Below are 22,178 nucleotides of genomic sequence, written 5' to 3' on the forward strand. Positions count from 1 at the left end.
TCAAAAATAGACTTGACAGAAATCGGCGCGGTTGTCAACGTTAGTGAACATTGTTCATTAATGGTGCCCGAAGATGCCTCAGATCAACCTCACGATTACCGGGACCGGCAGTTACCTGCCCGCGACGGTCCTGCTTTCGACCGATATCGACGACCGCATGGGCTGGGAGCGGGGCGAATGCGAAGCCCGTTGCGGCATCGCCGCCCGCCATGTCGCCATGCCGGACGAGACGACCGCGTTCATGGGCGCCGAGGCGGCGCGGCGGGCGATGGAGATGGCGGGCTGCAAGCCGGCGGATCTGGACATGATCCTGGGCGCCTGCGGGGTGTCGGGCCAGCCGGGGCCCCCGACCGCGGCGCTGGTGCAGGAACGGCTGGGGCTGGCCGGGTCCGGCATTCCGGCCTTCGACGTGAATGCCACCTGCCTGGGCTTCCTGCAGGCGCTGGACCTTGCGGCGACGCATGTCCAATGCGGCCGGGTGCGGCGGGTTCTGGTGTTTTCCTCGGACACGGCCTCGGTCGGGCTGGACTGGAACCGGCCCGAGGCGGCGGCGATCTACGGCGACGGCGCCGCGGCGGTGGTGGTCGAGGCGGGGGGACGGGGCGCGGTGCTGGCGCATGATTTCCAGACCTATGCCCATGGCCATGAAACCGGCATGCGGGCGGCCGGAGACGCGCGGAACGATCCGATCCGCGGCATCGCGCCGGGCGAGGGCCGTTTCCACATGGAAGGATGCAAGGCCTTCAAGCTCGCCTCGCGCTACCTGCCGCGCTTTCTGCAAAGGCTGCTGAAAAAGGCCGATGTCGGGCTGAACGGCATCGGCTGCGTCATTCCGCATCAGGCCAGCGCGCAGGCCCTGCAGCACGCGACCCGCAACCTGTGGCTGCCACCCGAGCGGGTGGTGGACATCTTTTCTCGTGCCGGCAACCAGCTTGCCGCCTCGATCCCCACGGCGCTGGATCATGCGGTGCGCACCCGGCGGCTGGGGCGCGGGGACACCGCGCTGCTGATGGGGACTTCCGCCGGGATCTCGCTTGGCGGCACGCTGGTGCGGTTCTGATGCGGGGCTGCAGCGTCTTTCTGAAGCGAACCCGCTAGGAATACGAGGCCACGGCCGGGCCGATGCGGCTTTCGTCGGGGACGATGCCAAGGCCCGGGCCCTTGGGCAGGTCGATATGGCCGCCCGTGATGCGGATGCCGTTCTCCTCGTCGTAATTCTGCGCGATATAGGGCTGGGCCACCCAGACGCCCTCGTTCAGCCGCGGCTGGATGGTGGCGCCGATATGGGTGCAGGCGGCGGCGATGATGTCGCCGCCCCAGGCATCGTCGCAGGTATGGGGCAGGGCGCGCGCCTCGCAGATGTCGCGGAACGTCGCCATGGCCGGCAAGCCGCCGATGCGGGTCAGCTTCATGCCGAACCCCTCGCAAAGCCCCTGGCCGGCGGCGCGGATCACCGTGGACAGGTCCTCGCCGTTCTCGTCCAGATAGATGCCGTGCTGCACCCGGCCCCGGATGGCGGCGATCTCCTCCAGCGTGTTGCAGGGCTGTTCCAGCACGAAGGGGATCTCGGGACATTCGCGGCTGAGCCGCAGCACATCGCGGGTGGGCAGGCTGCGGTTGCCGTCCACCGCCAGCCGGGTGCCGGTGCCGCGGATGCGCTCCCAGACCTTGCGCACGGTTTCGATGTCGCGTTCGACCGGGCGGCCGCCGATCTTGATCTGCAGGCGCGGAAAGCCCTCGGCCACCTTCTCGGCGGCGATGCGGGCGATCTCGTCCGGCTCGCCGATGCCGGTGGCGTAATAGGAGGGCACGCGCTCGGCCGCGACGCCGCCCAGCAGCTCGGCGACGCGGATGCCGTAATGCTTGCCCATCAGGTCATGGGCGGCGATGTCGACGGCCGCCTTGGCGTAGTTGTGGCCGCAAAGCAGCCCGTCCATCCGGCGGCGCAGCAGCAGCGGTTGCAGCGGGTTCGCGCCGATCAGGCCCGGCGCCATCTCGGCCAGCGCGGCGCGGGCGCCGGCCGCGTGGCTGGGCGCATAGGTCGGGCCGACCGGGCAGGTCTCGCCCCAGCCGACCAGACCGTTATCGGCGACGATCTTGACCAGCGTGCTCGACAGCGACCAGACCGTCGAGCTGGCGATGGTATAGGGACCGTCTTTGACCGGCAGGTCTTGGGCGTGGATGTGGATTTCGGCGATCTTCATGGGCTGTCCCTGTCTTGTGATTGGCGATCGGCGTCACCGTCAGCGCGGTCGGCCGCGACGGCGAGGACGAGATCGCAGAGGTGCGATGCGCCGTCCCGCCGGGCCGGGGCAGCTCCAGCGTCAGGATCTGCCCCGGCTCATGGCTGAACAGCGCGCCGGACCGGCTGCGGAAGCAGAAGGTCTTCACATCCGGCGCCTCCGGCAGGCACGAGGCGCATTCCAGCGCCTCGGCATCGGTCCGGAAGGCCAGCCGGGGCCTGGCAGGCGGGTTCATCGTCACTCGGCCGCCATGCGGGCGGGGGCGGTGGCGCGCTCCATCCATGCGGCATACCAGTCGATGAACTGGATCACGCCGCTTTCCCAGTCCGGCGAATAGGGGCCGGGCACATAGGCGGGCGAGAAGATGCCTTCCTGGTTGGTCTCGACGATCTCGCGATCCTCGTCATTGGTGGCGATCCAGACCTCGGTCAGCCGCTTCAGGTCGTAATCCACGCCCTCGACCGCATCCTTGTGCACCAGCCAGGTGGTCGTCACCTCGGTCTCGGTCGGGCTGATCGGGGTGACGCGGAAGGTCAGCGCATGGTCGGGCAGGAAATGGTTCCAGGTCGAGGGATAATGGAACACCAGCAGCGAGCCGGCATCGGGCTTGGCGACGCGACCCAGGGGCCGCGCCACCGCCGCCTTGCCGTCCATCGTATAGCTGACCGCGGTTTCCTGCAGCGGCATCCGCGCCAGCCGGAACTGGCCATCGCCGCCCAGCCGGAACTGCGCCGGGGCGCCGGCCGCCGCGCAGGCGTCGAAATGCGCCTGCAGCCGGGCCGAGATCGAGCCGTCGGCCGACACGCCCGCCACCTCGGGGTCCAGCGGGAACGAGCGGCACAGCGCCGGGTGGTTGCCGCTGCAATGATAGCATTCGCGGTTGTTTTCCCAGACCAGCTTCCAATTGCCCTTCTCGATGATCGAGGAGGTATGGGCGACCTTGGCGTCGCTCAGGTCATGGACCGCCAGATAGGGCTCGGCCTGGCGGGCGAAATCCTCGAAATCCGGCGGGTTGTCGGCCAGGCAGACATAGATCAACCCGTTGAGATTGCGCAGCGCCACGCCGCGCAGCCCGTGCTGCGTCGGGTCGAAATCCGGGCCCATGCTGTTGGCCCAGATCAGCTTGCCGTCCAGGTCGTAGGTCCATTGGTGATAGGGACAGACCAGCTTGGCCACCTGGCCCTCGCGCGCCTTGCAGACGATCGAGCCGCGATGCCGGCAGGAATTGTGAAAGGCGCGGATCTCGCCGTCGCGGCCCTTGACGATGACGATGTTGTAGGCGCCGACCCGCAGCGTCGCATAGCTGCCGGCCTTCGCCAGCTGGCAGGCCGGGATGGCATAGAGCCATTCCCGGTAAAAGATCTGCTCCAGGTCTTGCTGGTAGATCTCGGGCGCGGTGTAGAAGGGCTGCTCCAGCGCCTGTCCGGGGACGCGGCGCGCAAGCAGGTCATGCAGATTCGGGTGGGTGGCGGACATGCGGGCTTCCATGCGATGGGGTGAATCCTGTCTGCGACAATCGGCAGCATGCGGCATCTTGACAACGGCATAAAAATTCACCCTGGCTTAGATCAGCTAATCTGAAGAACGGCTGGGGCATCTGATGCGCAATCGCTATGATTTCTCGTCGATGACCGCGCTGATCTGCTTCGAGGCCGCGGCCCGCACCGGCGGCTTCAAGACGGCCGCGCGCGAGATGAACGTGACCCCCGCCGCGATCAGCCACCAGATCAAGGCGCTGGAGCGGGATCTGGGCTGCGCGCTGTTCATCCGCCGGCATCGCGGGGTGGAGCTGACCGAGAAGGGCGCCTTCCTGCTGGTCGCCCTGCAGCGCGGCTTCGAGACGATCTCGGACACGGTCGGCCAGCTGCGCGAACGCCCCGAGACGGTCGATGTCACCATCCGCGCCTCGACCGCGGTCAGCGCGCTGTGGCTGACCCCCAAGATCGGCGCGTTCTGGAGACACCATCCCGGCGTCACCGTCTCGCAGATCGTCAGCGATGTGCCGGGCTCGGCCGGACGGCACGATCTGTGCATCCGCTATGCCATTCCCCAGGACAATGGCGAGGAATGGCGGCCGCTGTTTCACGACCGCATCCTGGCCTTGGGGACCGAACGTTTCCGGCAGGAGCATGGCATTCGCAGCGCCGCCGATCTGCTGTCGGCGCCGCTGATCCATATGCGCAGCGAGGACAACGACTGGACCGGCTGGACGGAATGGTTCGCCGCGCTGGAGCTTCCGGTGCCCAGGGGGCGCAGCCTGCATGTGAACAACCACATGATCGCGCTGCAGGCGGCCCAGGACGATGTCGGCGCGGTGCTGGGTTGGGGCGGGCTTCTTGGCCATCTGCTGGACCAGGGCGGGCTGGTCCGGCTGGTGCCGGAAAGCATCCCTTCCCCCGCCGGCTTCTATCTGACCACCCATCCCCGCGCCTCTGCAAAGGCCCGGCTGTTCGCGGACTGGCTGGTGGGCGGCTGAGCCGGCCGGGCCAGCCGGGGCCGGGGCAGCGCGACGGCTTCCCGGCCCCGTCGGCAGGCGCCGGCGATCAGCTCCGCAAGGCGCAGCATGGTCCGGCGCCGCCAATGCCTGCGCCGCGGCTTTCTGGCGCCGGAAGGGGTCCGGCGGCGGCGCGTGCCGCGGCGTTTCTGGAAGCCGGTCGCGCGCTCATCCGGCGCCGGACCCGCCACGGTGGGGCCGTCCCGGTGGGCCCCGCCACGGTGGGGTCCGTCGCCGCAGGCTGCGTCATGTCGGCGGTTTCTTTCCACGACTGCGTCGATGGGGCGACCCGCTCCGGACCATGGCGCTTTGCGCATGGCCCTTTCCGGGTCTCGCGTGTAAGAGCACCGGCACAATCGAAACGAACATGAGGCACAGATCATGCGCAAGTTCACTGCAGCACTCCTCTTTGCGACCGTCACCCTGGCCGGTTGCGCCGGCTATGAGCAATCGATGAACAGCGCCGCGGTTCGGACCGTGGGCGGTGCGGCGGCGGGTGCTGTCGTCGCCGACGCGACCGGCGGCTCGAAAACCAAGGGTGCGCTGATCGGCGCCCTGGCAGGCGGCGGCTCTTGCGCGGTCACCGGCAACTGCCGCTGAACTGAGCGGCCCGCCGGATCTTCCGACGCCGCATTCCAAGGCCCCGGCGCTTGCCGGGGCCTTGTTTCTTCCCCTGGCCGCAGTCCGCGCGACCCCGACAGACCGCCTGGGATTCTGAAAATGGTCGGCGGCCGCCCCGGTCAAGCCTGGCGCCGGCCGCAGGAACGGCGTTCCCGCCGCCGGCGAGCGGCCCCAGCGCCGTCGCAAACCCGTGTCAGGCATTCCGTGTTTCGCTCTGCTGGCCGAACCGCTGCGCGGCGGGGCGCATCCCGCGCGGCCTTACCGGTTGCAGTCGATCCAGCGCGAGAGCAATTGCCGGTCCCGGAAACACTCGTCCGGAACCGCGCGGCGCTTGATGCGGGCCAACCGCTCGGCGAAAGCCACCTGTTTCGAGGTCGGCAGGCTGTCCGACATCGACGGCGTCATCCTGGCCTGGGCGTCGATCCAGGCGCTGAGCGCCCGCCTGTCCTGCAACGCTTCCCATGGCAGAAGCGCGTGGTTCCTGACTGCCAGGGAACGGGCATAGGCGATCTGGCGCGGCGTGGCAGGCAGCGCGAAGCTGGTGGATTCCATATCGGGCCTCCGGTAGCTGTCCATGCCTCGAATCTAGAACATAACGAGAACAAAATCAACCCCGGGGCCGGCGCAGGGCCGAGCGCCGCTTGGCCCCGCGCCGGCCTGCCTTGGCCTGTCGTCGCGGTCCGAACAGCGCAATCAGCCGTTGCTGCCGTCGCTCTCCGAACCGCCGCCGGAATCAGAACCGCTGCCGGAATCAGAACCGCTATCGGAACCCGAGCTGCCGGAATCGCTGCCAGCGTCGCCGCTTCCCGTATCGCCGCTGCCGGTATCGCCGCCGGTCGTTCCCCCATCGGTATCGCCGCCGGTCGTTCCGCCATCCGTGCTTCCGTCATCGCCGCTGTCCGAGCCGGGGTCGCTGCCGGTATCGCCGCCCGTATCGCCGCTGCCGGTATCACCGCTGCCGGTATCACCGCCGGTGGCCCCGTCGTCGCCCGTCCCGTCCTCGGTCGCGGCGGGCGAAGCCCCGCCGTTGGAGCTGTCCAGCGCCCGTTCCGCCTCGCTCAGCACACGCTCGCCGTTAAGCTCGATCAGCCGGCCTTCGACAAGATTGTAGACCAGATTGACGTCGTTGTTGTCCCGGGTCGCGGTGATCGTCATCAACGAACCCTCGCGTAGGATGTGGATATCCTTGAAGCCCTGCGCCAGCAGCGTGCTCGCGATGGTGTCGTTGTTCATTTGCTGGTTGAAGGCCGGATATGCCGACTCCACCTGCGTGGCGACCGGGGAGACGCCTTTCGATTCCGTCGCCGCCTCGGGCACCACGGCGGTCTGACCGTTGCCGGTCACCATTTCCGTGGTCTGGGCCAGAACATGGCCGCTTATCCCCGCGGTCAGAAGCGCCGCGGTCATCATCCGTTTCGCAAACATCTCGTCATCTCCATCAACTGTCTGACAGGCTAACGCTCCGGTCGGAACACTGGTTCTGGACTGTCACGGGAACGTCAATGACGGGTCAGGTCGGCCATGACGCGCGGCCGGACGATGTGCCGGGGCACTTGGTCACGGCGTCGCTCAGCCCTCCTCTTCCTGGAACGCCTCTTCGCGGGACTTGCGGAAGGCGGGGAAGATCATCAGCGCCAGCAGCACCACCGTGGCGATCAGCATGGTCAGGCTGATCGGGCGTTCGACGAAGATCGACGGGTCGCCCTGCTCGATCAGCAGCGTCCGGCGCAGGTTCGATTCCAGCAGCGGACCCAGCACGAAGCCCAGCAGCAGCGGCCCCGGTTCGCATTTCGCCTTGCGGAAGATGTAGCCCACCAGACCGAAGCCCCCCGCCAGCATCACGTCGAAGATGCGGTTGTTAATCGAATAGACGCCGATGCAGCAAAACAGCAGGATCGCCGGATAGAGCAGCCGATAGGGCACGGTCAGCAGCTTCACCCACAGCCCGATCATCGGCAGGTTGATGATGACCAGCAGCGCATTGCCGATCCACATGCTGGCGACCAGGCCCCAGAAGATCTCGGGCTGGTTGGCCAGCACGGTGGGCCCCGGGGTGATGCCGTGGATCATGAAGGCCGACAGCATCATCGCCATCATGTTGTTCGACGGGATGCCCAGCGTCAGCAGCGGAATGAACGAGCTTTGCGCGGCGGCGTTGTTGGCGGCCTCGGGGGCGGCCACGCCCTCGACCACGCCGGTGCCGAAATCCTGCGGGCGCTTCGACATCTTCTTTTCGAAGGAATAGGCGCTGAAGGACGCCAGCGTCGCGCCGCCGCCCGGCAGCAGGCCCAGGAAGGTGCCGACGCCGGTGCCGCGCAGCACCGCGGCCCAGGATCGGCGGAAATCCTCGCGCGTGGGCCACAGCCGGCTGATCGGCGCCAGGGTCACGCCCTCGGACCCCGAGCGTTCGAGGTTGGCGATGATCTCGGAAAAGCCGAACAGGCCGATGGCGATGACGATGAAGTCGATGCCGTCGAACAGTTCGATGGCGCCGAAGGTCAGCCGGTCCTGGCCGGTGGACTGGTCGGTGCCGACCATGCCCAAGAGCAGCCCGATCAGGATCATGCCGATCGCCTTCAGGACCGGGCCGCTGGCCAGGATCGTCGCCGCCAGCAGGCCGAAGACCATCAGCGAGACATATTCCGCCGGCCCGAAGGACAGCGCGAAGCTGGAGAGCGTCGGCCCGGCCACGGCGATGGCAAAGGTCGCCACCGTGCCGGCGAAGAACGACCCCAGCGCCGCGACCGCCAGCGCCGCCCCGGCGCGGCCCTGCTGGGCCATCTGATAGCCGTCCAGCGTGGTGACGACGCTTGACGCCTCGCCCGGCAGGTTCACCAGCACCGCGGTGGTCGTGCCGCCATATTGCGCGCCGTAATAGATGCCGGCCAGCATGATGATCCCGGCCAGCGGCGGCAGGAAGAAGGTGATGGGCAGCAAGACGGCGATGGTCGCGGTCGGGCCGATGCCCGGCAGCACGCCGATCAGCGTGCCCAGCAGCGCCCCCAGCAGGCAGAAGCTGAGGTTCTGCAGGGTCATCGCCTCGCTGAAGCCCAGCATAAGCAGGTCGATAAAGCTCATTGGATCCTCCCCAGGACGCCCGTCAGACGGGCCACAGCGGCACCTGGACGCCCAGGCCATAGACGAAGACCAGCGCGCCGAAAACGGTCAGCCCCACCGCAAGCAGCAGCGTGTGGGTCCACTTGCCGCCCGGATCGGCCAGCGAGCCGGCGACGATCAGCCACAGCGAGGCCAGCACGAAGCCCAGATGCGTCGCCGCATAGGCGAAGACGACGATGGCCAAGGTGATGACCAGCACCGGGCGCAGCCTGACGGATTCGATGGCCTGGGCCGGGCGGCGCAGCGCCGGGATGCCCACCCCAAGCCCCACGGCGATCAGCAGGATACAGACGACGCGGGGCAGGAAGCCCGGCCCCATCTGCGCCAGCGAGCCGGGGTCGAGCCCCCAGCCCATGACCAGCCCGAGCGCGCCGAGACCGACGAAGATCGCCGCCGTCAGCAGGTCGGGCTTGTCGCCCTTGTCGGGCACGCTCGGGCCAGCCATCACTGCTCCTGCTTGATCAGTTGGAAGATCTGGGTGTAGCGCTCCAGCCGCGCCGGCATGGCCGCGGACCAGTCGGCGCCCGACTGATAGGACAGCGGGATGCCCTGCTGCTTGGCCTTTTCCTGGAATGCGGGATCGGCGATGGCGGCATCGACGGCTTCGGACAGGCGGGCGCGGATCTCCTCGGGGACATCGCAGCGGGCGGCAAGGCCGCGTTCCGAGGACATGATCACGTCATAGCCCAGCTCTTTCGCCGTCGGCAGGTCGGGCGCCAGGGTCGAGCGTTCTTCCGAGAACTGCGCCAGCGCCCGGAAGGAATCCTGGTCGCTGGTGGCATATTCGCCGACATTCAGGCCGATCATGGTGACATGGCCGCCCAGCAGCGCGGTCTTGGCCTCGTTCGCGCCGCCGAAGGGCACCGCGGTCAGGTCGATGCCGGCCGCCTGTTCCAGTTGCAGCATCGCCAGATGCTCGTCCGTGCCCATGCCGGTGGTCGCCACCGAGACGGCGCCGGGATGTTCCTTGGCGAAGGCCACGACATCCTCCAGCGACTGGAATTTCGAATCCGGCTGGACGATGAAGGTGCCCGGATCCTCGACGATGCGGGCGATCGGGCAGATCTCGGCCGGGTCGAAACGCAGCTTGCGGTCGATGCGCATGGTCAGGAAGCCCGGCGTGTTCAGCGACGACACGGTATGGCCGTCCGGCCGGGCCTGCGACAGCGCGGTATAGGCGATCTCGCCCGAGGCGCCGGGGCGGTTCAGCACCGGGAACTGGGTGTCCAGCTCGGTCTCGAGAAAGGGCGCCAGGGTGCGCAGCATGATGTCGGTGCCGCCGCCGGGGGCGAAGGCCACGATCATCTCGATCGGGCGGTCGGTCGGCCAGTCCGCCAGCGCGGCGCTGGCCATGCCTGCGGTCAGGGCCGCCGCCAGGGGCAGCGAAATAAGGGCTTTCATCTGATCTATCCTCCCAGAAAGCGGGCCACGGTCCCATCCGTGGCCCAAGTCATGCCGGACTCAGGCCGGAAACTCGCATCCAAGCCGCTTCAGGGCCGCATCGACCCAGGAGCGATCGTTCGTGCCCGCCTCGATGGCGGCCATCTGCTTCACCTCGGCATCCTGCTTGGCGACGGTCTTCTCATAGACCTCCTGCGCCACCGCGCGGGGCACCGCCAGCACGCCGTCGCTGTCGCCCAGCACCAGATCGCCCGGATGGATCACCATGCCGTCGATGGCGATGGGCACGTTGATCTCGCCCGGGCCGTCCTTGTAGGGGCCGCGATGGGTGATGCCGGCGGCAAAGACCGGCAGGTTCATGGCAAGGAACTGGTCCGCGTCGCGGATCGCGCCGTTCAGCACGAAGCCCGCCACGCCGCGCCGGATCGCATAGGCCAGCATCAGCTCGCCCATCAGCGCATTGGTCAGCTCGCCCCCGGCATCGACCACGATCACGTCGCCCGGCTGCGCCAGGTCGATGGCCTTGTGCAGCATCAGGTTGTCGCCGGGCCGGGTCTTGACCGTCACCGCCACGCCCGCCAGCACGCCGTCGCGGTGCATCTTGCGCAGCCGGTCGCCGCCCGCGGTCATGCGGTGCATGCTGTCGCTGACATTGGCGACCGGAAGCCGGGCGAAGCGGGCGACCAGATCCGCCGGAACGGCACGGTCGCGGTTGAGAATGCGGAAACCAACGCTCATGGGCGCTCCTTAGACTTTCGCCCCGGCCGGGACGAGTTCCTGATGATTGACGATGCGGCCGGGCGGGATGTCGCGGCCGGCCAGGCAATCGACGATGCCCTGCGCGGCCTCGATGCCGACGCGGGTGTTGGCGGCCGCGGTCACGCCGCCGATATGCGGGGTCAGGACCAGCCGCATGTCGGCCCAGAACGGATGGTCCGCCGCCGGCGGCTCGGTGGCGAAGGTGTCCAGGCCGGCGCCGCCGATGCGGTTTTCCCGCAGCGCGGCCAGCAGCGCGGTCTCGTCGATCAGCCCGCCGCGCGCGGTGTTGACGATGATCGCGTCCGGGCGCATCAGCGCCAGCCGCTCGGCATTGATCAGGTGGCGCGTCCGGGGCGTCAGCGGGCTGTGCAGGCTGACGATGTCGCTGCCGGCGACCAGCCTGTCCAGGTCGTCGATGAGGGTGACGCCCTCGGCCTCGAAGACCTCGGCCGGGCAGAAGGGATCATAGGCCGAGACCGCGATGCCGAAGGCGCGGGCGAAGCGTGCCGTCTGCCGGGCGATGGCGCCGAAGGCCACCAGCCCCATGGTCGAACCGGCCAGTTCCCGGCCCTGGAAACCCGGCTTTTCCCAGCGCCCCTCGCGCAGGCCGCGGTCCAGCGGCACGATCTTCTTGGCCACCGCGAACAACAGCGCCATGGCATGTTCCGCGACCGAGACGGCGTTGGCGCCCGCGGCGACCAGGACCGGGATGCGGCGCGCGCTGGCGGCGGCGATGTCGATATTGTCGACGCCGGCCCCGTGCTTGGACAGCACCCGCACCCGCGGCGAGGCGGCAAGAAACGCCTCGTCCAGCCGGCCCATCCGCACCAGCACCCCGACCGGGTCGTTCTCGGCCGAGAAGCGCCGCAGCGCCTCGCCCTCGGTATAGGGCGGCACATAGACGGGCCGGTAGCCGGCGCCGGTCAGGACGGCTTCGGCGGCCGGGGCCAGGCTCGGGCCGGTGATCAGAACGTTTTTCGACATATCCCCCCTCGGATCCGACATGGGTCAGATGACTGATCTTCCGAATAAGGATTGTTTTGCTAAATGAAAGCGGATAATTCTGTCTTATAAATTCAGAAAAACTTAATCATATGGATACGCGACAGCTCAAGACCCTGCTGGCCATCGCCGAAACCGGCAGCTTCGCGCGGGCGGCGCAGCAGGTTGCGCTGACGCCCTCGGCGGTCAGCCAGCAGATTCAAGCCCTTGAATCGGAAATCGGCGTCAGCCTGTTCAACCGGCAAAGCCGCCCGCCGATGCTGACCTCGGCCGGGCAGCAGATGGTCAGGGCCGCCGCCGATCTGGTCCGGGCGGCCGAAAACGCCATAGACGCGGTGTCGGGGCGGCGGATCATCGGCACCTTCTCGATCGGATCGGTCCGAACCAGCGCCATCGGGCTGTTGCCGCAGGCGATCTCGCGGCTGGTGGCGAATCACCCGGGGCTGCGGATCAAGCTGCATGTCGGCAGCTCGGACTCCCTGATGCAGGACGTCAGCGCCGGGCGGCTGGACACGGCGATGATCGCCGAACACAGCGTCATCGCGCGGGAATTGCGCTGGAGCCCGTTCATCCGCGAGCCGCTGTTCCTGATCGCCCCGCCCGGCACGCCGGTCAGCGACCTGCGGACGATGCTGGTGTCGCATCCCTATGTCCGCTTCCGCTCTGCCGTGCCGCTGGCCCGGCTGATCGAGGCCGAGCTGGGCCGGCTGAACCTGCCGCTGGTCGATATCGCCGAGATGGATGCCATCTCCTCGATCACCGCCTGCGTGGCGCATGGCCTGGGGGTGTCGGTGGTGCCGCGGGTGGCGCTTCTGGACACGCGCGAGGCGGTGGTGGCGATCCCCTTCGGCGAGCCGGTGATCCATCGGTCCATCGGACTGATCCAGATCCAGAACAGCCCGCGCGCCAGCCTGATCGCCAAACTGCACGGGAAACTGGCCGAGGTCAGCGGCGAATACGGCATCGCGCGGGACGCCCAGGCCGCGGCGCCCTGACGGCCGCCCCTCTCTGGCGCCGGGCGGGCCGGGCGGTCGGCAGTCTTTCTCAGCGATAGCCGATGTTCATGACATAATCGTGCAGCAGGTTCTCCTCCTCCCGGACCTCCTGCAGCAGCATCTGCAGGACGTCGCGGGCGTTCAGCACCCCCAGCGGCAGGCCGGCCGCATCGACCAGCGGGATGTTCCTGAAGCCGCGCGCCTTCATGATGTCCCAGACATCCTGCAGCCAGCCGTCGGCGGTCACGGTGGTGACGTCGCGCGTCATCGCCTCGACCACGGGTGCGGTGCAACCGGCGCCGGCGCAACGGCCGGTCTGGCGCACCACGTCGGTCTTGGTCAGCACGCCCTCCAGCCGGCCGGCGGCGTCGCAGACCACCAGCATGTCGCAATCCGTGCCAAGCCGCCGGGCGGCCTGCAGCAGCGCGGCGCCCAGGTCGATGGTCTGCAGGCGGCGGCGCGCGACGGGCAGAAGTTTGCGGATCAGCATGTGACCCCCCTTTGTGCGATCAGGGAATGCGCGCCGATGTCCCGGCCAGGCCCCCGCAATCCCGGCCCGGACGTGCGGCGGTCATGGTCTCGTTTCCCGCGGCAAGACGGGCGGGGCAGGGGCGTCGATGCCGATGGCGACGGGATCGCTGGCGGGGAAGGTTCCCTGCAGCGCCAGGTCGAGAAGCGTTTCGATATGCGCCTGTTGACCATCCGGGTCCGCGAAGCCCCGGCCGGTGCCGGTCGCCGCCGGCCGGCTTGCGGAACCGGGCGGGCCGGCGAAATCCGCCGCGCCGCAGCTCAGCACATGGCCGCCGGCATCGGCCGTTATCCTGACGCGCCGGCTGGCGGAGAAGAAGATCAGCCGCACGGTTCCGGCGTCCTTGCCCTCGCCGCGCTCGAACCGGCTGGTGATCGTGCCGTCGCGCATGTCCCGTTTCAGATCGTCGGCGCTGATCCCGAAGGCGCGGGCCAGCAGCGCCGCCTCGACCCTGACGCCGTCCTTGCCGAATTCGACCGCACCCATCGCTGCCTCTCTTTCCCGGCCTATTCGGCCGCCACCATCCGCCCGCCCGGGCCTGCCCCGGGCCAGGCGCAATCCTTGATCGTCGTGCGGTCAAGCTCGGTCATGAACGCCTCGCGCGCCGCGGAAAGCTGGGGCCGCAGGCGACAACCCGGCCGCAGGACGCATTCGCCGCCATCGGCGCGGAAACATTCGACGATGGCGAATTTGCGTTCCAGATGGCGCACCACCTGTCCCAGCGTGATCTCGTCCGCCGGCCGCATCAGCCGCAGCCCGCCGGACCTGCCGCGCTCGGACCGCACGAAGCCGCCCGTTCCAAGATCGCTGACCACCTTGGCCAGATGATGTTGCGAGATCCCGAATTCCCGGGCGATCCGCCCGGTCGAGACCGCCTCTCCCTGCGCCCCCGCCAGGCGCATCAGCACCCGCAACCCGTAATCCGTGAAGGTGGCAAGCCGCATCGACCCTCCTAATTGGTATTGACAATGCCGATTATGTGTGAGGATATTCGGCATTGCAAGTACCGAATAAAAGGGCTTCGCGCATTCTCCTGCCCCGCGGCCCGACCCACCGTCAAAGACAACCGCTTACGGAGACGGCCATGTCCCAAGGACGCATCCCTTGCCCGACCGCACGGCTGGCGAGATCGCGGCAGGTCTGCCCGGCGGCTCGGCATCGGTTCCTGCCGTCGCGGGGATGCGCCGCGGGCGCGGACCCGATGGGGCATCCATCTGGAAAATAACCTGCTGTCTCCGCGCTTTGCGGCGGGGGCGCGCGTCTGACCAAGGGGCTGCAACCCCTTTCGTGACCAGTTCAAGAGGGTGATCCGATGCTTAGACAGATCTGCATTCTGGCCGCGCTGGCGCTGCCGCCGACCGGGGGTCTTGCCCAGACCGCCGCCACGCCGGCGCCGGCAGAGACCTGGCTGCCGACCCTGCAGGTCGATACGCCGCAGCAGGGCTTCGACCTGGCCATCGTCATGGCCCGGCGGGCGGTCAAGACGACCCAGCCCGATGTGGCGGTGCTGAAGGCGCAGCGGCCGCACTATGCCGGGGATGCGGCCCGCCTGATCGACGTCTCGGGCGTGGCGGCGGCCTGGTTCGCCACCATCGCCGCGGCGAACGGCTATTGGCGCGACTGACCGCGCCCGGGGAAAGGGGAAGGGGAAGCCCATGACCGATATCACCATGCCCAAGGCCAGCCCCGAACTGGGCGCGAAACGCCACGCGCTGGCCCCCGCCATCGACGATGCCTTTCTGGCGCTGTCGAAGGCGGTCTTCGCCGAGGGGGCGCTGGACAAGCGCACCAAGCAGTTGATCGCGGTCGCGGTGGCGCATGTGACGCAATGCCCCTGGTGCATCGAGGGCCATGTGCGGGGCGCGAAGCGCGCCGGCGCCAGCAACGAGCAGATCATGGAGGCGATCTGGGTCGCGGCCGAGATGCGCGCCGGCGCGGCCTATGGCCATGCGAACAAGGCGCTGGCGGTGCTGGACGAAATTGATGGCGCGTGAGACCGGCCCGCGCCTTGCCGCCGTTCCCCGGAAACCATGGCGGCGGGCCCGGGCCCTTGCGGCGGCGGTCCGGCGCATCGCGGCGGCGCCCGGCGCCCCGCTTCGCCTTGCCGATCGCCGCGGGGCCCGCCGCATCGCCGTGCCGCCGCGCCGAACCGGCGGCCCGACCCGAGACCCAAGCCAGCGCGGATAAAGGATAGGACCATGGCAGCCCAGATCAGCGACAGCATCGAAGCGCGGCGGGGCGTCTTCACCCGCTGGTTCATGTCGACGAACCACAAGGATATCGGCATTCTCTACCTGTTCACGGCGGGTTTGGCCGGGCTGATCTCGGTCTGCTTCACCGTCTACATGCGGATGGAGCTGCAGCATCCCGGCGTGCAATACATGTGCCTGGAAGGGATGCGCCTCATCGCCGACGCCGCGGCCGAATGCACGCCGAACGGCCATCTGTGGAACGTGGTGGTGACCTATCATGGCGTGCTGATGATGTTCTTCGTGGTGATTCCGGCGCTGTTCGGCGGTTTCGGCAACTATTTCATGCCGCTGCATATCGGCGCCCCGGACATGGCCTTTCCGCGGCTGAACAACCTGAGCTATTGGCTTTATGTCTGCGGGGTTTCGCTGGCCATCGCCTCGCTCTTGTCGCCGGGCGGGGCGGATCAGCGCGGGGCCGGCGTGGGCTGGGTGCTTTACCCGCCCTTGTCCACGACCGAGGGCGGTTACGCGATGGACCTGGCGATCTTTTCCGTCCACGTCTCGGGCGCCAGCTCGATCCTGGGCGCGATCAACATCATCACCACCTTCCTGAACATGCGCGCCCCCGGCATGACGCTGTTCAGGGTGCCGCTGTTCGCCTGGGCGGTCTTCATCACCGCCTGGATGATCCTGCTGTCGCTGCCGGTGCTGGCGGGCGGCATCACCATGCTGCTGATGGACCGCAATTTCGGCACGCATTTCTTCGACCCGGCCGGCGGCGGCGACCCGGTGCTTTACCAGCACATCCTGTGGTTCTTCGGCCATCCCGAGGTCTATATGCTGATCCTGCCGGGATTCGGCATCATCAGCCATGTCATCGCCACTTTCGCCAAGAAGCCGATCTTCGGCTATCTGCCAATGGTCCTGGCCATGGCGGCCATCGCTTTCCTGGGCTTCATCGTCTGGGCGCATCACATGTACACGGCCGGCATGTCGCTGACCCAGCAGACCTATTTCCAGATGGCGACCATGACCATCGCCGTGCCGACCGGCATCAAGGTGTTCTCGTGGATCGCGACCATGTGGGGCGGCTCGATCGAGTTCAAGACGCCGATGCTCTGGGCCTTCGGCTTCCTGTTCCTGTTCACCATCGGCGGCGTGACCGGGGTGGTCATCGCGCAGGCGCCGCTGGACCGGGTCTATCACGACACCTATTACATCGTGGCGCATTTCCACTATGTCATGAGCCTGGGCGCCGTCTTCGCGATCTTTGCGGGCAGTTATTACTGGATCGGCAAGATGTCGGGCCGGCAATATCCGGAATGGGCCGGCAAGCTGCATTTCTGGATGATGTTCCTCGGCTCGAACATGATCTTCTTCCCGCAGAACTTCCTGGGCCGCCAGGGCATGCCGCGCCGCTATATCGACTATCCGGTCGAGTTCGCCTATTGGAACAACATCTCGTCGATCGGCGCCTATATCAGCTTCGCGTCCTTCCTGCTGTTCATCGGCATCGTGTTCTACACGCTTTTCGCCGGCAAGCGCGTCAACGTGCCGAACTACTGGAACGAGCACGCCGACACCCTGGAATGGACCCTGCCCTCGCCCCCGCCCGAGCACACGTTCGAGCAGCTGCCCAAGCGCGAGGACTGGGACCGCAGCCACGCGCATCGCTAGCGGTCAGCCTCCGGCGCAGGACCAGCGATGGATTGCGGCGGCGCGCGCCGATGGTCTTGCGCGCCGCGCCGGCAGCGGCGGCGATCCGCGGCGCCGCGCCGGTCGGGCCAGCCCTTACATGCAGCTTTCGAACAGGGCGCGGGTGTTTTCGCGGGTCATCTGGACGGGATTGCCGCCGCAGCTCGGGTCTTCCAGCGCCATCTCGGTCAGCTCGTCCAGGCGCTCGGGCTGAACGCCAAGCCGGGTCAGGGTCTCGGGGATGGCGAAGATGCTGCGCAGCTCCATCACCCGGGCGCGGAAGCCGTCGAAGCCGCCGGCGATGCCCAGATAATCGGCGGCGCGGGCCAGGTGGTCCTGGATGGCGGAGCGGTTGAAGTCCAGCACCATCGGCATCACCACCGCATTGGTGGTGCCGTGATGGGTGCCGTAGACCGCGCCGACCGGGTGGGACAGCGAATGGATCGCGCCCAGCCCTTTCTGAAACGCCACCGCGCCCATGGCGGCGGCGGCCATCATCTGCGCCCGCGCCTCGATGTCGTCGGGGCTGGCATAGGCGCGCGGCAGGTATTCGTTGACCAGCCGCAGCCCCTCCAGCGCGATGCCCTGGCTCATCGGGTGAAAGAACGGGCTGCAATAGGCCTCCAGGCAATGGGCAAAGGCGTCCATGCCGGTGCCGGCGGTGATGAATTTCGGCATTCCCACCGTCAGCTCGGGGTCGCAGATGGTCACGGCCGGCATCAGCCGGGGGTGGAAGATGATCTTCTTCTTGTGGGTTTCGGAATTGGTCAGAACGCCGGCGCGCCCGACCTCGGACCCGGTGCCGGCGGTGGTGGGCACGGCGATGATCGGGGCGATCCGGCTTGCATCGGCGCGGGTCCACCAGTCGCCGATATCCTCAAGATCCCAGACCGAGACGGTCTGATCCGCCATCAGCGCGATCATCTTGCCCAGATCCAGCGCCGAGCCGCCGCCGAAACACACCACCCCGTCATGGCCGCCGGCCTTATAGACGGCGATGCCGGTCGCCATATTGTGTTCGTTCGGGTTCGGATCGACATCGGAAAACACCGCGCGACCAAGGCCCGCGGCCTCCAGAATATCCAGCGCCTGCGCGGTGATCGGCAAGGCGGCAAGCGCCTTGTCGGTCACCAGAAGCGGGCGGTCGATGCCCACGGCGCGGCAATGCTCGGCCAGTTCGGCGATGCGGCCGGCCCCAAACTTGATCGCGGTCGGATAGGACCAGTTTGCGCGCAGGTTCATTTCGTCACCTTCTTGAGATGGTAGGATTTGGGCCGGGTCACGGCCATATAGCCAAGGCTGGAAAGCGCCGCCCCCCGCCCGGTATCCTTGCAGCCGGTCCAGCACAAAGCCGGGTCCAGATAGTCGCAGCGGTTCAGAAACACCGTGCCGGTTTCCAGCCGCGCACCCAGTTCCGCCGCCGCATCCGCATCCGCCGTCCAGACCGAAACCGTCAGCCCGTAATCGCAATCATTCATCAGCGCGACGGCCTCGTCGTCGTCCTTGACCGGCATGATGCCGACGACCGGGCCAAAGCTTTCCTCGCGCATCACCCGCATGTCGTGATTGACATCGACAAGAATCTGCGGCGCCAGATAGGCACCGCCGTCATCGGCCGGGAAGGCGGCCGGGTCGATCAGCGCGCGTGCGCCCTGGGCCACCGCATCCGCGATCTGGCCGCGCACCACCTCGGCAAAGCGGGTATTGGCCATCGGCCCCATGGTGGTCTCGGGGTCATAGGGATTGCCCAGACGCTGGCCCATCACCCATGCCACCGCCTTTTCGACAAAGGCGTCATACAGGCTTTCATGGACATAGATCCGTTCGATCCCACAGCAGCACTGGCCGGAATTGAACATCGCCCCATCCATCAGCCCGTCGACGGCGGCATCCAGATCGGCATCCGCGCGCACATAGCCCGGGTCCTTGCCGCCCAGTTCCAGCCCGGTTGCGGTGAAGGTGCCCGCCGCCGCGCGCTCGATCGCCTGTCCGCCCCGGACCGAGCCGGTGAAGTTCACGAAGCCGAAACTGCGCTCGGCGATCAGGTCCTCGGTGGTCTGATGGTCAAGAACGACGTTCTGGAACACATCCGCCGGCACGCCACCCTGCGCCATGGCCTGGGCCAGGCGTTCGCCAGCCACAAGCGTCTGACTTGCATGTTTCAACACCACGGCATTGCCGGCGATCAGCGCCGGCACGATGGTGTTGACGGCGGTCAGGAACGGATAGTTCCAGGGCGCGATGACAAAGACCACGCCGACCGGCTCGCGCCGGATCTCGCGGCGGAAACGGTCGCTGTCCTCGGCCACCATGGGGGCCAAAGCCTCGGCGGCGATGTCGGACATATAGGCCGTGCGCTCGTTCACGCCGCCGAATTCGCCGCCATAGCGGGTCGGGCGGCCCATCTGGCCGGCAAGTTCCTGCACCACCTCGTCCTTCATCGCGTTCAACGCCGCGATGCCGGCCCGAACCCGGGCGATGCGTTCCGCAAGCGGCAGCGCGGCCCATGCACCTTGCGCCGCGCGGGCGCGGGCGACGGCGGCGCGCGCCTCAGTACCGGTCAGGGGGGTGCGCTCGGCGTAGACCGAGCCATCGACCGGGGAAATCAGCTTGATCGTCTTGGTCATTTCATCCTCATCTGGCCGGGCCTAGCCGGCGAAATCCGTTCAGGCGCGTTCATAGCCGCGGGCAAGTTCCCAGTCGGTGACGACGCGGTTCTGTTCCTCGAGTTCCCATTCGGCGGCGCGGACATAGTGGTCGATCACCGCATCCCCGAAAGCGGCGCGCAGCATGGCGGATGCGTCCAGCGCCCGCGCCGCATCGCCCAGCGTTTTCGGGATCTGGCGCGCGGCCTCGGCTGCATAGGCATCGCCCGAGAATTGCGGCTCAAGCTCCAGCTTGCGTTCCACCCCGTCGAGGCCGGCGGCCAGAAGCGCCGCGCAGGCCAGATAGGGGTTCAGGTCGGCGCCGCCGATGCGGCATTCGACACGCACGCCCCGCGTGCCGTCGCCACAGACGCGAAAGCCGGCAGTGCGGTTGTCGATCGACCAGATCGACTTGGTCGGTGCGAAAAGCCCGGTCACGAAACGCTTGTAGCTGTTGACATAGGGCGCAAGGAAATAGGTCAGCGCCTCGGCATGGGCCAGCTGCCCGGCCAGATAATGCCGCATCAGGTCCGACATGCCATGTTCGGCATTCGGGTCGTGGAACGCGTTCGCGCCGTCCCGGAACAGCGACTGGTGGACATGGCTGGACGATCCCGCGCGGCCATGGCGGTATTTCGCCATGAAGGTCGCGGACTGGCCATGCGCCTGGGCGATCTCCTTGGTCGCCGCCTTGACCAGCACATGCATGTCGGCGGTGTCCAGCGCGTCGGAATATCTCACGTTGATCTCGTGCTGGCCGGCCTCGGCCTCGCCCTTGGAGTTCTCGACCGGGATGCCGGCGCCGTAAAGCCCGTTGCGCAGGGCGCGCATCACCGGCTCGTCGGCGAAGGTGCCGGTCAGGGCGTAATCGACATTGTGCCGCGCCGTGGGCGTCAGGCCGCGATAGCCGGCATCGAAAAGCTCTTTGTAGCCCTGTGCGAACAGGTAGAATTCCAGCTCGGTCGCCATCATCGGCTCATGGCCCAGGGCGCGGGCGCGCTCGATCTGGCGGCGCAGCACGCTGCGCGGGGCATGGGGGACAAGCTCATGCGTGTGGTGGTCGTAAAGATCGACCATGCAGAAGGCGGTGCCCGGCGCCCAGGGCAGCCGGCGCAGCGTGGTCAGGTCGGGCTTCATCACGTAATCGCCATAGCCGGCCGCCCAGCCCGTCGCCTGATAGCCGGGCACGGTCACCATCTCGATATCCGTGGCCAGAAGGTAATTGCAGCAATGCGTCTCGTCGGGGTTGTCCAGGAAATGCGCGGCGTGGAAGCGCTTGCCCATCAGGCGGCCCTGCATGTCGACAAGGGCGACCATGACGGTGTCGATCTCGCCGGCATCCACGGCGGCTGGCAGGGCCTCGAAACTCAGGTTGGCGGGCATCGCGGACTCCGGATGAAAGGGGACGCGCCGGGACTGGCGCGCCCCGGGGGCGCGGCGGATCAGGAATAGCGATAGGGCGGGCCGGCCTTTTCCATCGCCTCGTTATATTCCTTGATCTTGGCGACGACCTTGGCCTTGACCTCGGATTCGGCGGCGATCTCGTCCCAGAATTCCTTGGCGGCGGTCTCGACGGTCGCCCATTCCTCGGCCGGGATGGTGGTCAGCTTCATCTTGTCGCCGGTGACGCGCAGCTTGGCTTCGCCCGACCAATACCAGTGCTGGCGATAGTAATGCGACTGGTCGAAGACCGCCTTCATCAATTCCTTCAGGTGCTCGGGCACCTCGTCCCAGCGTTTCTGGTTGGCGAAGAAATGCCCGATCCAGGCGCCCGAGATGCTGTTGGTCAGGAAATGCCCGGTCGCCCCGGCCCAACCGACGGTGTAATCCTCGGTGATGCCCGACCAGGCGACCCCGTCCAGCTCGCCGGTCTGCAGGGCGACCTCGATATCCTCCCAGGGCAGGGTGACGGGGACGACGCCGAATTTCGCCAGGAACCGGCCGGCCGTGGGGAAGGTGAAGACGCGCTTGCCCTTCAGATCCGCAAGGCTGTTGATCGGTTGCTTGGTGGCGAAGTTGCAGGGATCCCAGGACCCGGCCGAGATGTGCTGGATGCCCTGCTTGGCGTATTCCTCCTTCCAGATCTCATCCAGGCCGTAGTGGTTGAACAGCGCCGGCACATCCAGCGAATAGCGCAGCGCGAAGGGGAAATAGCCGCCGAAGACGGTGACCTCGGTCGGGCTGGCCATGCTGTCGTCGTCGGATTGCACCGCGTCGATGGTGCCGTTCTGCATGGCGCGGAACAGTTCCGCCGTGGGCACCAGCTGGTCGGCGAAGAACAGCTCGATCTCCATCTGGCCGTTGGCGATCTTGTTGAAGGCCTCGACGGCGGGCTTGCAGACATGCTCGCCAAGGGCGGCGCCGGCATAGGTCTGCATGCGCCATTTCAGCGCCGCGCCCTGGGCGATGGCCGGCGCGGCCAGCGCCGAGGCGCCGGCGGCAAGGGCGCCCTGGGTCAGGAACTTGCGTCTGGTGGTCATCTTCA

General features: G+C 67.5%; 23 protein-coding genes and 1 pseudogene. 7 read left to right on the plus strand and 17 right to left on the minus strand.

All coding sequences use genetic code 11. From position 1 onward, the window contains the following. Positions 1-73: 73 nt before the first annotated feature. The gene (locus tag NBE95_RS21925) at positions 74-1,060 is read left to right on the plus strand and encodes a 3-oxoacyl-[acyl-carrier-protein] synthase III C-terminal domain-containing protein (RefSeq protein WP_289896915.1); all 987 of its coding nucleotides are present in this window, start codon (positions 74-76) and stop codon (positions 1,058-1,060) included. A 34-nt stretch (positions 1,061-1,094) separates the two neighbouring features. Here NBE95_RS21925 and hpbD read toward each other — a convergent pair whose 3' ends face one another. From hpbD to NBE95_RS21940, 3 genes and pseudogenes are all read right to left on the minus strand, one after another. Further along, positions 1,095-2,204 (minus strand): 4-hydroxyproline betaine 2-epimerase, encoded by a 1,110-nt coding sequence (gene hpbD, locus NBE95_RS21930; protein ID WP_289896916.1) that lies wholly within the window; start codon positions 2,202-2,204, stop codon positions 1,095-1,097. Between the two features lie 31 nt (positions 2,205-2,235). Continuing rightward, positions 2,236-2,478 (minus strand): annotated as a pseudogene (locus tag NBE95_RS21935) (hybrid-cluster NAD(P)-dependent oxidoreductase); the annotation flags it as partial. 2 nt (positions 2,479-2,480) lie between these two features. Further along, a complete protein-coding gene (locus tag NBE95_RS21940) occupies positions 2,481-3,719 on the minus strand; it encodes an aromatic ring-hydroxylating dioxygenase subunit alpha (protein ID WP_289896917.1) in 1,239 nt (412 codons plus the stop codon). A 124-nt stretch (positions 3,720-3,843) separates the two neighbouring features. Between NBE95_RS21940 and NBE95_RS21945 the strand changes: the two genes are divergently transcribed. Together NBE95_RS21945 and NBE95_RS21950 are read left to right on the plus strand one after the other, a co-directional pair. Beyond that, entirely contained in the window at positions 3,844-4,719 is an 876-nt protein-coding gene (locus tag NBE95_RS21945; RefSeq protein ID WP_289896771.1) for a LysR substrate-binding domain-containing protein, read from the plus strand. Positions 4,720-5,118: 399 nt separating this feature from the next. Next, positions 5,119-5,337, plus strand: coding sequence for a hypothetical protein (locus NBE95_RS21950; RefSeq protein WP_289896772.1), 219 nt, complete (start codon positions 5,119-5,121; stop codon positions 5,335-5,337). A 279-nt stretch (positions 5,338-5,616) separates the two neighbouring features. Here the strand turns inward: NBE95_RS21950 and NBE95_RS21955 are convergent, their stop codons facing one another. From NBE95_RS21955 to NBE95_RS21985, 7 genes are all read right to left on the minus strand, one after another. Further along, a complete protein-coding gene (locus NBE95_RS21955) occupies positions 5,617-5,910 on the minus strand; it encodes a hypothetical protein (protein ID WP_289896919.1) in 294 nt (97 codons plus the stop codon). 141 nt (positions 5,911-6,051) lie between these two features. After that, complete coding sequence (locus NBE95_RS21960) at positions 6,052-6,783, minus strand: hypothetical protein (protein ID WP_289896773.1); 732 nt, start codon at positions 6,781-6,783, stop codon at positions 6,052-6,054. A gap of 144 nt (positions 6,784-6,927) precedes the next feature. Further along, positions 6,928-8,436, minus strand: coding sequence for a tripartite tricarboxylate transporter permease (locus tag NBE95_RS21965; protein WP_289896774.1), 1,509 nt, complete (start codon positions 8,434-8,436; stop codon positions 6,928-6,930). A 22-nt stretch (positions 8,437-8,458) separates the two neighbouring features. Continuing rightward, complete coding sequence (locus NBE95_RS21970) at positions 8,459-8,920, minus strand: tripartite tricarboxylate transporter TctB family protein (protein WP_289896775.1); 462 nt, start codon at positions 8,918-8,920, stop codon at positions 8,459-8,461. Then, positions 8,920-9,876 carry a tripartite tricarboxylate transporter substrate binding protein gene (locus NBE95_RS21975; protein ID WP_289896776.1) on the minus strand — a complete coding sequence of 319 codons (957 nt, stop codon included), beginning with the start codon at positions 9,874-9,876 and terminating at the stop codon, positions 8,920-8,922. The genes NBE95_RS21970 and NBE95_RS21975 overlap by 1 nt, the downstream gene beginning before the upstream one ends. Before the next feature lie 60 nt (positions 9,877-9,936). After that, positions 9,937-10,614 (minus strand): RraA family protein, encoded by a 678-nt coding sequence (locus NBE95_RS21980; RefSeq protein ID WP_289896777.1) that lies wholly within the window; start codon positions 10,612-10,614, stop codon positions 9,937-9,939. Positions 10,615-10,623: 9 nt separating this feature from the next. Further along, positions 10,624-11,619, minus strand: coding sequence for a hydroxyacid dehydrogenase (locus NBE95_RS21985; RefSeq protein ID WP_289896778.1), 996 nt, complete (start codon positions 11,617-11,619; stop codon positions 10,624-10,626). 110 nt (positions 11,620-11,729) lie between these two features. Here NBE95_RS21985 and NBE95_RS21990 point away from each other — a divergent pair, with 110 nt between their 5' ends. Then, on the plus strand, positions 11,730-12,632 hold the full coding sequence (locus tag NBE95_RS21990) for a LysR family transcriptional regulator (RefSeq protein ID WP_289896779.1): 903 nt from the start codon (positions 11,730-11,732) through the stop codon (positions 12,630-12,632). A 49-nt stretch (positions 12,633-12,681) separates the two neighbouring features. Here NBE95_RS21990 and NBE95_RS21995 read toward each other — a convergent pair whose 3' ends face one another. The 3 genes from NBE95_RS21995 to NBE95_RS22005 all read right to left on the minus strand — a co-directional run bounded on the left by NBE95_RS21995 (position 12,682) and on the right by NBE95_RS22005 (position 14,105). Beyond that, positions 12,682-13,122: a CBS domain-containing protein gene (locus NBE95_RS21995; protein ID WP_289896780.1), complete on the minus strand. Its 441-nt coding sequence runs from the start codon at positions 13,120-13,122 to the stop codon at positions 12,682-12,684. 81 nt (positions 13,123-13,203) lie between these two features. Continuing rightward, positions 13,204-13,647 (minus strand): DUF6522 family protein, encoded by a 444-nt coding sequence (locus NBE95_RS22000; protein WP_289896781.1) that lies wholly within the window; start codon positions 13,645-13,647, stop codon positions 13,204-13,206. Positions 13,648-13,667: 20 nt separating this feature from the next. Then, positions 13,668-14,105, minus strand: coding sequence for an Rrf2 family transcriptional regulator (locus tag NBE95_RS22005; protein WP_289896782.1), 438 nt, complete (start codon positions 14,103-14,105; stop codon positions 13,668-13,670). Between the two features lie 368 nt (positions 14,106-14,473). On the opposite strand from NBE95_RS22005, the gene NBE95_RS22010 reads away from it, so the two are divergent. The 3 genes from NBE95_RS22010 (at position 14,474) to NBE95_RS22020 (ending at position 17,030) form a co-directional block, all read left to right on the plus strand. Continuing rightward, positions 14,474-14,785, plus strand: a complete 312-nt coding sequence (locus tag NBE95_RS22010; protein WP_354670386.1) for a hexameric tyrosine-coordinated heme protein — start codon at positions 14,474-14,476, stop codon at positions 14,783-14,785. 31 nt (positions 14,786-14,816) lie between these two features. Then, positions 14,817-15,155, plus strand: coding sequence for a carboxymuconolactone decarboxylase family protein (locus NBE95_RS22015; protein ID WP_289896783.1), 339 nt, complete (start codon positions 14,817-14,819; stop codon positions 15,153-15,155). 204 nt (positions 15,156-15,359) lie between these two features. Next, a complete protein-coding gene (locus NBE95_RS22020) occupies positions 15,360-17,030 on the plus strand; it encodes a cytochrome c oxidase subunit 1 (protein ID WP_289896784.1) in 1,671 nt (556 codons plus the stop codon). 114 nt (positions 17,031-17,144) lie between these two features. Here NBE95_RS22020 and NBE95_RS22025 read toward each other — a convergent pair whose 3' ends face one another. Genes NBE95_RS22025 through NBE95_RS22040 form a run of 4 tightly spaced genes read right to left on the minus strand, consistent with a single transcriptional unit; the run spans position 17,145 to position 22,173 of the window. After that, on the minus strand, positions 17,145-18,290 hold the full coding sequence (locus NBE95_RS22025; RefSeq protein ID WP_289896785.1) for an iron-containing alcohol dehydrogenase: 1,146 nt from the start codon (positions 18,288-18,290) through the stop codon (positions 17,145-17,147). Then, positions 18,287-19,675, minus strand: coding sequence for an aldehyde dehydrogenase family protein (locus NBE95_RS22030; protein WP_289896786.1), 1,389 nt, complete (start codon positions 19,673-19,675; stop codon positions 18,287-18,289). The genes NBE95_RS22025 and NBE95_RS22030 overlap by 4 nt, the downstream gene beginning before the upstream one ends. A gap of 39 nt (positions 19,676-19,714) precedes the next feature. Beyond that, positions 19,715-21,076 (minus strand): glutamine synthetase family protein, encoded by a 1,362-nt coding sequence (locus NBE95_RS22035; RefSeq protein WP_289896787.1) that lies wholly within the window; start codon positions 21,074-21,076, stop codon positions 19,715-19,717. A gap of 59 nt (positions 21,077-21,135) precedes the next feature. After that, positions 21,136-22,173 (minus strand): TRAP transporter substrate-binding protein, encoded by a 1,038-nt coding sequence (locus NBE95_RS22040; protein WP_289896788.1) that lies wholly within the window; start codon positions 22,171-22,173, stop codon positions 21,136-21,138. Between the last annotated feature and the right edge of the window lie 5 nt (positions 22,174-22,178).

Origin of the sequence: Paracoccus sp. TOH, from assembly GCF_030388245.1 — a bacterium.
GTDB lineage: Bacteria > Pseudomonadota > Alphaproteobacteria > Rhodobacterales > Rhodobacteraceae > Paracoccus > Paracoccus simplex.